At 68.4% G+C, this 13726-nt stretch carries 1 protein-coding gene; it reads left to right on the forward strand.

The window, feature by feature from the left end:
* Nucleotides 1-707: 707 nt before the first annotated feature.
* Complete coding sequence (locus tag GRF61_RS07265) at nt 708-13658, forward strand: autotransporter-associated beta strand repeat-containing protein (RefSeq protein WP_169150006.1); 12951 nt, start codon at nt 708-710, stop codon at nt 13656-13658.
* Nucleotides 13659-13726: the final 68 nt, after the last annotated feature.

Raw genomic sequence — 13726 nt, forward strand, 5'->3', positions numbered from 1 at the left:
GCGGTGCGGTTGAAGACCTTGCGCAGCAGCTTGCGGATCATCGGAAGGTGGCGGGTTCTTGCGACATAAGGCGGGGATCATAACCCAAGGCTGGGCGCGGAAATAGCGGCGGTTCACTGGAGGTGGGGACGGAAGCCCTCGCTTCGCCGGCTTGAGGCCTGTTGCGCCGCGACGGAGTGCCTGGTTCTCCTGTTCCCTGCGGGGGATTAAGTCTTTCGGTTTACATCATCGATTGCGGCATGGCGTGGCCGGGGATCAGCCAGATGACGTCGTGGCTGGAGTTGCTGAGGTGGATTGATGTCAATTGAATTTTCCCTTTTTGAAATAAATAAATCCGGTGTATGAGCAGGTTTCGTGATTACGGAGTTGCATTGATTGGTGCGTCGCGAGGTGATTGGATTGATTTCTCATGTATATCTCTTTGGTCGCTGTGGAGTGGGCGGAATTTAATGCCAATGCATTGATTATTAATAATTTTTACTCTATCAATTGCTGCGATTTATAAATAGGTTGGAGGGGCTGTAATGCGGGTTTAAAGAAATGAATCCCGATTCGAATATTGTGTTTACATATATTTCTCTGCCTTCCTATACTGGGCGGAACGTGAGGGGAAAATGCGCAGGGAGCTGCTTCTTTCCGCCTTTTCCCCAAGCAGCAGATTCAGAGGCGAGTGCTGTTCGGTTTCTGGGGCGCGCGGGGAGAGATAAATGGATTTCATGGTAAGGCGGGGCGTGCGTCGCGGCGTTTCACAAGGCCGTGTCCTTTTCCATCTCATCCTCTGCGGCGGCCTTTCGTTCTCCCTGGACCGTGAAGCCACTGCTGCATGCTCGACCATAGGCGCTTCCATCGTCTGTAATTCGGCGGCGACGGTTCTCTCGCCGAATACGATCAACAGCGCCACCAGCGGGCTGACCGTTACCGTCAATTCAGGGGCCAGCGTTTCAGCCCTGCTCGGCATCGGCTATGCGGTGAATCTCACGGGTACGAATTACGCGTTCACCAATAACGGAACAATAGATCCCAGCCTGCTCGGCCTGATTGCGGCAGCCGCGACAGGGGTGAAGATGGGGAATGCCACCGGCGGCTCGGTGGCACTGAACAACGGCGGCTCCATATATGGCTCCGGTTTGCTGGCAACGGTTTCCCTGCTCGGACTGGGGGGAACGGCCATCGATCTGCAGAGCGGTGCTGGTGGCGTCATCACGCTCAACAACAGCGGCTTGATCACCGCCGGGACAGCTTTCCTCGGCGCTGGCGTACTGGCTGCCGACAGCACCGCGATTGCCGCCTATGGCGGCGGCCGGGTGAATATGGTCAATACCGGCACGGTGACGGGTCGCGTCGGCTTCGCTACCGCCAGCGGCGGAAACAGCTTCATCAATGCCGGCACCATCAACGGCAGCGTGCATCTTGGTGCGAACAGCACCAATACTTTCACCGCGGTCACCGGCTCTCAGGTCAATTCCAGCGGCGGCGTCGCGGTCGACGTGCTCGGCCTGCTCGGGCTGAATCTCAGCTATGCCGCGGCCGGCCAGGTAAATGGCGGCGAGAACGGCAACGACACCCTGATCCTGCAGAACGCGGTGTCCGGCACCGGCAGCGGCCTGGCGGGCACCGGCACCGCATCTGCCTCGGTATACAGAAACTTCGAGAATCTGGTGGTCAACAGCGGCAGCTGGACGCTCAACGGCGCGCTGGTCAGCGGCGCCACCAGCCTCAACGGCGGCCTGGTGACCTTCGACAGCGCCAGCAACTTCGGCAGCGGCACACTGACTTCCGCCGGCGGCACCGTGCAGGCGGCAAGCGCGGGGCTGACGCTGCCGAATCCGGTCAGCCTGGGGACTGGCGGGCTGAGTACCACCGGCAGCAACAGCTTTGCGCTCAGCGGCGCAATCTCCGGCAGCGGTGCGCTGAGCAAGGGCGGCAGCCATGTGCTGACGCTGTCCGGCAACAACACTTTCAGCGGAGGGACCAGCGTCAGCGCTGGCGGGTTGATGCTCGGCAGCGGGAATGCGCTGGGCAGCGGTGCGCTGACGGTGAACGGCGCCGCCACCGTGGATACGCTGTCGGCCTTGAACGTGGGCAATGCGATCGTGCTCAATTCGGCGCTGACGACGCTCGGCAGCAACGACCTCGGCCTGAATGGAGCCGTCAGCGGCAGCGGCAACCTGGTGAAGAGTGGCAGCGGCGTATTGACCCTGGGGGCCACCGGCAACACATACAGCGGCGGCACCACGCTCAATGCCGGCACGCTCAGGGTTGGCGGTTCTGGCGCCTTGGGCAGCGGCGCGCTGACCGTGGCCGGGGCTTCGAGCTTGAGTTCCGCCGCGGCGGCGGCGCTGAGCAACGCCGTCGTGCTGAACGGCAATCTGGGGATCGCCGGCAGCAATGATCTGACCTTGTCCGGCGTGGTGTCCGGCAGCGGCCAGCTGAGCAAGAGCGGCAGCGGCGGGCTGAGCCTGAGCGGGGCCAACAGTTATTCCGGCGGCACGGTGCTCGGCGGCGGCACCCTGAGCGTCGGGAATGCAGGGGCGCTGGGCAGCGGCCAACTCAACGTCAGCGGTGCCGCCACCTTGAGCGGCAACGGCGTCACCCTGGGGAATGGTGTGGCGCTGAATGCGGCTTTGACCGCCAGCGGTGACCTCGGCCTGAGCGGAGTGCTTGCCGGCAGCGGCAGCCTGATCAAGAGCGGCAGTGGCAGCCTTGCGCTCAATGGCGCCAATACATACAGCGGCGGCACGGTGCTGCAGTCCGGCAGCCTGGTGCTGGGCAATTCGACCGCGCTGGGGAGCGGCGCGGTGCAGGTGAGCGGCGCCGCGACGCTGGACGCTGGCCAGGCGGTGGCGGTGACGAATGCGGTCCAGCTGGGCGCGGCACTCACGCTCGGGGGCAGCCAGGACGTCGCCCTGGGCGGGGTGGTCAGCGGCAGCGGCAGCCTGATCAAGAACGGCAATGCCGGTCTCAAGCTGCAGGGTGCCAACACTTACTCCGGCGGCACCACGCTGAATGCGGGCCGATTGAGCTTGGGCAACGCCGCCGCGCTGGGCAGCGGCGCGCTGAGCGTGGGCGGTACCGCAGCCCTCGGCCTGGGGGGCAACTATGCGCTGAGCAACGCGGTGCAGCTGGGCGGTGCGCTGACGGTGGATACCGCCGGCAACACCGCCAGTCTGTCTGGCGCAATTTCGGGAAGTGGCAGCCTGCTGAAGAGCGGTTCGGGCACGCTGACCCTGAGCGGCGCCAACAGCTACGCCGGCGGCACCACGCTGGCGGGTGGGGGATTGATGCTGGATAGTGCCACCGCACTGGGCAGCGGCGGCCTGGCCGTCAGCGCCAACACCAGCCTGGACAGCACCGCCGCGCTGCTGCTGACCACCCCCATCCAGCTCGCTGCAGACCTCACCCTGGCCGGCAGCCAGAACCTCACGCTCGCGGGCGCGATCACCGGCAGCGGCGCCCTGATCAAGAATGGCAGCGCCACGGTTGCGCTGACGGGCGGCAACAGCTTCGGCAGTGCGGCGATCAACAGTGGCACGCTGCAGGCGAACGGTGCCAGCCTGGCCGCCAGCGTGAGCAACAACGCCCACCTTGTGCTGGCGCAGAACCTGGCCGGCACCTATTCCGGCAGCATCGGTGGCAGCGGCACGGTGGAGAAGAGCGGCCCGGGCGCGCTGGTCCTGTCCGGCAGCAACACCTTCGCCGGCGGGCTGGCGATCACCAGTGGTTCCCTGGAGACGCGCGGCGGGCAAGCGCTGGCCGACTCTCTGGCGGTATCGCTTGCCGGGGGCGCGCAGCTGCTGGTCGGCGACAGCGAAGCGCTGGGCAGCATTGCCGGCACCGGCGCGGTGAGCGTGGGCGCAGGCGCCAATCTCGCGCTGGGCGGCAACGGGTCGAACTCCAGTTTCGACGGCGTGCTGCAGGGCGCCGGTGGCATCATCAAGAACGGCGCTGGCACCCTCAGCCTATCCGGCGTCAGCACCCATAGCGGCGGGGTGGCGGTCAATGGGGGTGCCTTGCGGGTGGACGGCTCGCTCGCCAGCGCGAATGTAAACATCGGCAACGGCGCCACGCTGGCGGGCAGCGGCACCCTGAGCGGCGCGGTCAGCCTCGCGGATGGCGCCAGACTGAGCGCCGGCAACGGCCAGACGCTGACGCTGGGGGCGCTCACGCTGTCCCAGGGTTCCACGCTGGACTTCTCGCTTGGTGCCGCACAGGCCATCCCGCAGCCCGTGCTGCGGGTGGACGGCAACCTGACGCTGGACGGCACCCTGAACATCACCGATCTCGGCGGCTTCGGCATCGGCGTCTATCGCCTTTTTGCCTATGGCGGCAGCCTGACCGACCTGGGGCTGGACCTCGGCGCACTGCCGGCTTCCACGCTCTCGAGCGCCATGCAGGTGCAGACCTCGGTGCTCGGCCAGGTCAACCTCATCGTGCAGGATGCGAACGCCAACCTGCAGTTCTGGAACGGCGTCAAAGCCGCGGCGGATGGCGTCATCACCGGCGGCAACGGCACCTGGGCCAGCGGCGCGAGCAACTGGACCGACTTCACCGGGCTGGCCACTCAGCTGTGGAACAACCAGTTCGCGGTCTTCGGCGGCGTCTCCGGCGGCAATGTGGATGTGAGCGGCAGCCAGTCCATCACCGGCATGCAGTTTCTGGCCAATGGCTACATCCTGGGCGGCAGCGGCCAGCTGCAGACCAGCGGCAGCACCACCCTGCGGGTGGAGCCGCTGACCACCGCGACCATCAACACCGCCATGGGCGGAAGTGGCAGCCTCAACAAACGCGATGCCGGCACCCTGATCCTAGGCGGCAACAATAGCTATACCGGCGGCACCACCCTGAGCGAGGGCGTGCTGCAGGTGGACGCCGACAATCGCCTGGGGGACGCCAGCGGCAGCCTGACCTTCAATGGCGGCACCTTGCGGGTGACCGGCAACGCGTACCAGGGCACCGGCCGGGCTATCACGCTGGGGGCCAACGGCGGCGGTTTCGACATCGACTCCGCAGCCAATACCTTCACCGTCTCCCAGGCGCTCGGCGGCTCGGGCGCGATCACCAAGGCGGGTGCCGGCACACTGGTGCTCAGCGGCGTGAACAGCTATTCCGGCGGCACCCAGCTCGCGGCCGGCACCCTGGTGGCCGGCAGTGGCTCGGCGCTGGGCAGTGGCGCGCTGAGCGTGACGGCCAATGCCGCGCTCGCCAGCTCCGGGCCGCTCGCGCTGTCGAACGGCGTGAGCCTGGGGAGCGGGGTGACGCTGGGCTTGCCGCTGGGCAGCGACCTCACGCTCAACGGCATCGTCTCCGGCGCGACCGGGGCCCTGGCGAAAACCGGCAGCGGCACGCTGACCCTGGCTGCCACCAACACCTACGGCGGTGGCACTACTCTGGGGGGCGGCACGCTGGTGCTGGGTAACGACCAGGCCCTGGGCAGCGCCGGCCTGAGCGTCACCGCAGCCAGCAGCCTGGCATCTACCGGCGCGCGCACGGTGGCGAACGACCTTGCCCTGGGGGCCGACCTCACGGTAAGCGGCGCCCAGGATCTGACCCTGAACGGCACCGTTTCCGGCGGCGCCAACCTGATCAAGGCCGGCAGCGGCACGCTGACGCTCAATGGCAACAACAGCTACAACGAAACCCGGCTCGACAGCGGCAGCCTGGTCCTTGGCAGCAGCGCAGCGATAGGCAATGGCGCCATACGCGTCACCGGTGCCTCCCGCCTGGATGGCGCCACGCCGCTGGTGCTCGGCAATGCGCTGGACCTTGGCGCCCTGCTGGACGTCGCCGCCAGCCAGAATCTGACGCTGAACGGCAACATCACCGGTGCCGGCGGACTCGGCAAGAGCGGCGCAGCCACCAGCCTGACGCTGAACGGCACCAACACCTTCAGCGGCGGCATGCAGCTGGGCGGCGGCAGCCTACTGCTGGGCAACGACGGCGCCCTCGGCGGCGGCGTACTGACGGTGAACGCTTCTTCCTCGCTCGATGGCGCCTCGGCGCTCACGCTGGGAAACGGGGTGCAGCTGAATGCCGACCTGACGGTGGCCGGCACGCGCGATCTCGTCCTCAACGGCACCGTCGCCGGCACCGGCCAGCTGGTGAAGGGCGGCGGCAGCACCACGCTGACGCTCAACGGCAGCAACAGCTACAGCGGCGGCACCATCAGCCAGGGCGGCATCCTGGCGCTGGGCAACAGTGCCGCCCTGGGCAGCGGCGCGCTCACGGTGAGCGGCGCCACCGTGCTCGGCGGCAACAGCCCACTGGTGCTGGGCAACACCCTGCAGCTGAACGCCAACCTGGGCCTGAGCAGCGGCCTGGACCTGAGCCTGAATGGCAGCATCGGCGGCAGCGGCAGCCTGCTTAAAGCCGGCGCCGGCACGCTGGTGCTCAATGGCGCCAACAGCTATGCCGGCGGTACCGACATTGCAGGCGGCACGCTGGTGCTGGGCAGCAACACGGCGCTGGGTACCGGCGCCTTGCGGGTGAATGGGCTGAGCACGCTGGGCGGCAGCCTGCCGCTGTTGCTGAACAACGATGTCGTGCTCGCTGCCGGCCTGAACCTCGATGCCACCCACGACATCGCGCTGCAGGGCGGCATCAGCGGCGCCGGCGGGCTGGCGATATCCGGCGGTGGCAGCACCACGCTCGGCGGCGCCAACACCTATGCCGGCGGCACCCAGCTGAACGGGGGCCGGCTGGTGTTGGGCGGCGCCCAGGCCCTGGGCACCGGCGTGCTGACGGTGGACGCCGCCGCTGCGCTGGCCACCACTCAGTCCTTCGCGCTCGCCAACGCCCTGGTGCTGAACAACACCCTGACGCTGGAGGGCCAGCATGCGCTGTCGCTCGACGGCGGACTGAGCGGCAGCGGCGCCCTGCTGAAGAACGGCAGCGCCACGCTGACCCTCAACGGAACGAACACCTTCAGCGGTGGCCTGGGGGTGAATGGCGGCACGCTGGCAATCGGCAACGCGGCGGCTGCGGGCAGCGGCGACGTGACCATAGGCGCGCCGGTGGTGCTGGACAACGGCGTGGGCATGACCCTGGCCAACAACTTCATCCTCAATGGAGGCCTGACCTTTGCCGGCGCCCGGGATCTGGCGCTGAGCGGCACGCTCTCCGGCACCGGCCGCCTGGTAAAGAACGGCGGCGGCGTGCTCGCGCTCAGCGGCGTCAACAGCTACAGCGGCGGCGTGGATCTCAACGGCGGCACCCTCATCGGCGACAGCGGCAGCCTGCTCGGCGACATCGTCACCCAGGCCGGCACCAGCCTGGTCTTCGCCCAGAATGCCAACGGCAGCTACGGCGGGCCGCTGTCCGGCGCCGGCAACCTCAGCAAGACGGGGGCAGGGGAGCTGGTGCTGGGTGGCGCGAACAGTCTGGGCGGTACGATCAGCGTGCTCGCCGGCACGCTGGCGGCGCAGGGCGGGCAGGCCATCACCGGGGCGAGCCAGGTGCAGGTGGACGTGGGCGCCACGCTGAGGCTGGACGGCAGCGAGACGGTGAGCCGCCTGATCGGCGGCGGTGCGGTGGATATCACCGGCGGCAACACGCTGACCCTGGGCGGCGGCAGCGACAACCTCTTCGCCGGCGGTTTCCACGGCAGCGGCAACCTGAACAAGGTCGGCGGCAGTTTGCTGATGCTGACCGGCAACAGCACCAACACCGGCGGCACGCAGGTTTCCGCCGGCACACTGCGGGTGGATGGCACGCTCTCCAGCGCCACGCTGAACGTGCAGTCCGGCGCCACGCTGAGCGGCAACGGCACGGTGATCGGCGCGGTGACGGTGGACACTGGCGGCCGCCTGCAGGCGGATGCCCTCGTCGGCACGCTGACGGTGGGCGACCTGCTGCTCTCCAGTACCTCCATCGTCGATTTCGCCCTTGGCGCGCCGGGCGCCGGCAGCCCGATAGACGTCACCGGCAACCTCACGCTGGACGGCATCCTGAACGTCACCGACAGCGGCGGTTTCGGCCTGGGCGTCTATCGCCTCTTCAGCTACGCCGGCAGCCTGACGGACAACGGCGTGACGCTGGGAGCGCTGCCGCCGGTGAGCGGCACTACGACGCTGCAGGTGGCGGTGCCCAACGAGGTGAACCTGCTGGTGGAGAACAACGCCGGCGACCTGCAGTTCTGGAATGGCGGCACCGTTTCCGCGGACGGCATCATCCACGGTGGCAACGGGACCTGGGACGGCGCGCTGATCAACTGGACCTCGGAGGACGGCCTGCTCAGCCATTCCTGGGGCGGCGTTTTCGCCGTATTCAGCGGCACCGCGGGTGTTGTCACGGTGGACGGCACCCAGGCTTTCGAGGGCATGCAGTTCATCACCAACGGCTACGTGCTGCAGGGCAATCCGGGCGCTGCCCTGAACGCCGTCGGCGATGCCAATGGCGACGCCATCATCCGGGTGGATGGCGGAGACGAAGCCACCATCAACGCCACCATCGACGGCACGGCCACGCTGGTGAAGCACGACGGTGGCACCCTCATCCTGGGTGCAGCCGCCAATGACTACCTGGGCGGAACCCGAGTGGAAGGCGGCGTGCTGCAGGTTTCCGGCGATGCGCAGCTGGGCGCGGCCAGCGGCAACCTCACCCTGAATGGCGGCGCGCTGCGCGTTACCGGCGGCGCCTACACCCAGACCGACCGCAACGTCATCCTGGGCGCCAATGGCGGCGTCTTCGACATCGCCGATGTCGCCAACGACTTCCTCGTCAGCCAGCCGATCACTGGTCCGGGCAGCCTGGGCAAGACCGGGCCGGGCACGCTGGTGCTGGCCGCGGCGAACACCTACGGCGGCGGCACCCGGCTGCTGGCCGGCGGCATCACCGTGGGTGACGACGCCGCGCTGGGCAGCGGCGGCCTGCAGGCGGCCGCCGGCACCGAGCTGGATGCCAGCCAGGCGGTGGTGCTGGACAACGCCTTGCAGGTTGACGGCCCGCTGGCCATCGCCGCCAGCAAGGACATCACCCTCGCCGGCGTGGTGAGCGGCGCCGGTGGCCTGGTCAAGAACGGCGCCACCACGCTGACGCTGAACGGCGGCAACAGTTATGGCGGTGGCACCACGCTCAACGCCGGCCGCATCGTCGTCGGCACTTCCACCGCCCTCGGCGGCGGCACGCTGACAGCCGCCGCCGGCACCGCGCTGGACAGCAGCGTGGGCGGCCTCTCCCTGGCCAACAACCTCCTGCTCAATGGCGACCTGACACTGGATGGCAGCTTCGATCTGGCGCTCACCGGGCTCATCACCGGCACCGGTGGCCTGGTGAAGAACGGTACTGCCACCCTCAGCCTGAGCGGCGACAACAATTACACCGGCGATACCTGGCTCAACGCCGGCGGCCTGGTGGTCGGCAGCAACGGCGCGCTGGGCGATGGCGATCTGCATGTCGCCGCCGGCACCACCCTGGACAGCGCCGCGGCGGTCAGCCTGGACAACGATGTGCTGCTGAACGGCGACCTCGCGGTGCTGGGCAGCAACAACCTCACCCTCAGCGGCCAGATCAGCGGCACCGGCGGCATCCTCAAGTCCGGCAATGCCCGCCTGAGCCTGCTGGGCGCCAACACCTACGGCGGCGATACCTGGCTGAACGGCGGCACCCTGGAAGTGGGCAACGACGATGCGCTCGGTACCGGCACCCTGCATGCGGCCGCCGGTACCGCGCTGGACAGCAGCACGCCGGTGACGCTGGCCAACCAGGTGGACATCGCCGGCCCCTTCACCGTGCCGGGCAGCAAGGACCTGACCCTGGACGGGGTCGTCAGCGGTGCCGGCAGTCTGCTCAAGACCGGCCCGGCGGTGCTGACGCTCAACGGCATCAACACCTACCTCGGTGGCACCACGCTGGCCGGCGGCACCCTCGTCATCGGCAATGCGCAGGCCCTCGGAGGAGGTGATCTCACCGTCAGCGCGCCCTCCACACTGGGCAACTCCGCCCCCTTCACGCTGGCCAACGATGTGCACCTGCTCTCCGCGCTGACCCTGCAAGGCCTGAACGACCTCACCCTGAGCGGCGACATCGACGGCAGCGGCAACCTGGTGAAGAACGGTGCCGGCACGTTGGCGCTGACCGGCAACAACAGCTACAGCGGCGGCACCACGGTGAATGCCGGCACCTTGGCCGGCGACAGCGACAGCCTGCAGGGCAGCATCGTGACGGCGGCCGGTTCGGTGGTCGATTTCCTGCAGGCCGCCAATGGCAGCTTCAACGGCAACATCAGCGGCGGTGGCGCGGTGGTCAAGAATGGCGCGGGCACGCTGACGCTCACCGGCAGCAACAGCTACGGCGGCGGCACCACGGTGAATGCCGGCACCCTGGCCGGCAACACCGACAGCCTGCAGGGCAACATCGTCAACAACGCCACCGTGGTGTTCAACCAGACCGCCGACGGCATCTACGGCGGCGTGATGTCCGGCGCCGGCGATCTGGTGAAGGAGGGCAGCGGCGCGCTGACGCTGAGCGGCAACAACACCTTTACCGGCGATGTGTTCGTGAATACCGGCCAGCTGCTCGTCACCGGCGTGGTCGATGGCGCCTCCATCACCGTTGCCGGCGGCGCGTTCATCGGCGGCTCCGGCACCATAGGCGGGCCGGTCACGCTGGCCGGCGGCGCGCACCTGGTGGCCGGCACCTACATGACGCCGCTGAGCTTCGCCGATGCGCTGATCCTGTCTCCCGCCACCGAGCTGGACTTCGCCCTCGGCACCGCCGGCGCGCCCACCACGCTGGTCTCGGTCGGCGGCGACCTGACGCTGGACGGCATCCTCAACATCAGCGATGCCGGCGGCCTGGGCAGCGGCATCTACCGGCTGTTCGCCTACGCCGGCACGCTCACCGACAACCTGCTGAGCTACGGCCTGCTCCCGCCTGGCTACGACGCCAGCCGCTTCACCCTGCAGACCGCGTTCGGCGGGCAAGTGAACCTGCTGGTGGAAAGCGTGCCGGGCGAAATCCAGTTCTGGAACGGCAACAAGACGGTGGCCGATGGCGCCATCTCCGGCGGCAACGGCGTCTGGTCCTCCACCACCAACTGGACCGATGCCAGCGGCAACGAAACCCAGAGCTGGGGCGGCCGCTTCGCCGCCTTCGCCGGCACCGCCGGACAGGTCACGGTGGATGGCGTGCAGGCGATCACCGGCATGCAGTTCCTGTCCGACGGCTACTGGCTGCTGACTGGCTCCGGTGGCGGCCTGAACCTCACCGGAGCGGCCACGCCCATCCGGGTGGACGACGGGGTGACGGCGGAAGTCGATGTCGCCCTCGGCGGCAGCGGCGGCATCAACAAGACCGGTGGCGGCACCCTGGTGCTGGAACGCGCCAACGGCTACAGCGGCGGCACCACCATCAGCGGCGGGCGCGTACAGGTGGCGGCCGACGATCGCCTGGGGGCCGGGGGCACCGGCGTGACGCTGGATGGCGGCATCCTCAGCATCGCCGGCACCGGCTTCACCGGCACCAACCGCAGCCTGACGCTGGGCGCCAACGGCGGCGGCGTGGAGATCCTGGACGCCGCCAACAACTTCACCCTCTCCCAAGCGCTGGGCGGCAGCGGCGGGCTGACCAAGCTGGGCGCCGGCACGCTGACGCTGACCGGCAGCAACAGCTACAGCGGCGGCACAACGGTGGCCGCCGGCACGCTGGCGGGCGACAGCGCCAGCCTGCAAGGCAACATTTCCGCCGCCAGCGGCACCACCCTGCGCTTCGACCAGGGCAGCGACGGCCTCTTCCTCGGCTCCATCACCGGCGCCGGCGCGGTGGTGAAGACCGGCGCCGGCAACCTCACGCTGGGCCAGGCCAACGCCTACAGCGGTGGCACGACGGTGAGCGCCGGCACCCTGACCGGCAACAGCAGCAGCCTGCAGGGCAACATCGTCAACGACGCCACCGTGGTGTTCAACCAGAGCGGCGATGGCGTCTTTGCCGGCAACATCAGCGGTGGCGGAACGTTGATCAAGACCGGCGCGGGCACCCTCAGCCTCACCGGCGATCATCCCCTTTCCGGCGTCGTCACCGTGATCGACGGCAGCTTGCTCCTCAGCAACGGCAACGTGCCGGATTCGGTGATGAACATCGCCTCCGGCGGTCAGCTGCTGGGCTCCGGCTGGGTGGGAAGCGTGACCAATGGCGGCACGGTGCTGGGCGCGATGGGCGGCGGCCATGTCAGCGTTGCAGGCAACTACCTCAACACGGCCGCCGGCACCCTGCTGGTCGATCTGGATGAAGGCGCGGGCAACCACCTCACCGTTACCGGCTCCGCCAACCTGCAGGGGCGCCTGCGCGTGCTCAGCGGCTTCGCCTACCAGGGGGCTTCCACCACTTACACCGTGCTGAGCGCCGCCGGCGGAGTGAGCGGTACCTTCGACGAAGCGGTGATTCCCACGCTCGCCTTCCTGGATGCCTCCCTCGCTTACCAGCCGAATTCGGTGGAGCTCAGCCTGGTGCGGAACGACATTACCTTCGCCTCGGTTGCCCTTACCCCCAACCAGCGTGGCGTGGCTGCCGCGCTGGACGCCATGGGGGCGGGAACCCTCTACAACAGCATCCTCTCCCTGGACGTGGCCGAGGCCCAGCGCGCCTACGACCTGCTCTCCGGCGAGGCCTTCGGCAGCAGCTCCGCCGCACTCATCGGCGAAGTCGGCCTGGTCATGGATGCCTTGAGCGCCCGCACCCGCGCCGGCGGTGGTTGCGTTTCGCAACGCCGGGAGGGCGAGCAGGCCAGCGCGCCTTGCGTATGGACGCAGATGCTGGGCGCCATGGGCACCTACGCGATGAACGCCACCGACTACGGCTGGCCGGCCGCGCTGGGCCAGGCCAGCAGCCAGCTCGGCACCGGGTTCAGCGGCTGGGGGCATGTGCTGGGCGGCTGGGGCCGGCTGGATGGCCACGACGGCAGCGCCGCGACGGAGCGCGACACCAGCGGTGTGCTGGTCGGCCTGGAGCACACCCTCAGCGAGCAGTGGCGGGTGGGGCTGATGGGCGGTTACTCTGATACCACCGCCAAGGTCGGCCGGCGCGCCTCCAAGGCCAAGGTGGACAGCTACCACCTGGCCGCTTACGCCGGCTACCTGCACGAGCGCTGGGCGCTGAGCTTCGGCGCCGGCTACAGCCTCCACAAGGTGGATAGCCGCCGCACGGTGGCTTTCGGCAACTTCTCCGACCGCCTGAGCGCGGATTACGACGCCCACACCGCGCAGATCTTCGGCGAGGTGAGCCGCAACTTCGATGCCGGCGTCGCCCTGGTCGAACCCTATGCCCGGCTGACCTTCGTGCGCTACGAAACCGAGACCTTCCACGAACGGGGCGGCGCTGCACGGCTGGAAGGCAGCAGCAAGCAGGCGCAGACGGAGCTGACGCTGGGCGGGCGGCTGATGCGGCAGATCAATCTCGAGGGCGACAGGGCCCTGCTGCTGCGCGCTGGCCTGGGTTGGAACCACGCCTTCGGCGACGACACCGCGGATACCGACATGCGTTTCGCCGAAGGCGGCGGCGCTTTCTCGGTCAAGGGCGCGCCGCTGTCGCGCGACAGCATGGTGGTGGAGGCGGGCGCCGAGTTCCGGGTGTCGCCCGGCATGCGGCTGGGCTTCGACTACCTCGGCCAGCTCGGCAAGGACAGCCGCGACCAGCAGCTGCGGGTGAGCGTCGGCTACCGCTTCTGAGGTGCTCTGCGGCTGCGGAAGGAAGAACGCCCCGGGATGGCCGGGGCGTTCTTCCTTCCATGGTTCGT

The organism is Azoarcus sp. TTM-91 (assembly GCF_012911025.1).
Classification (GTDB): domain Bacteria; phylum Pseudomonadota; class Gammaproteobacteria; order Burkholderiales; family Rhodocyclaceae; genus Azoarcus.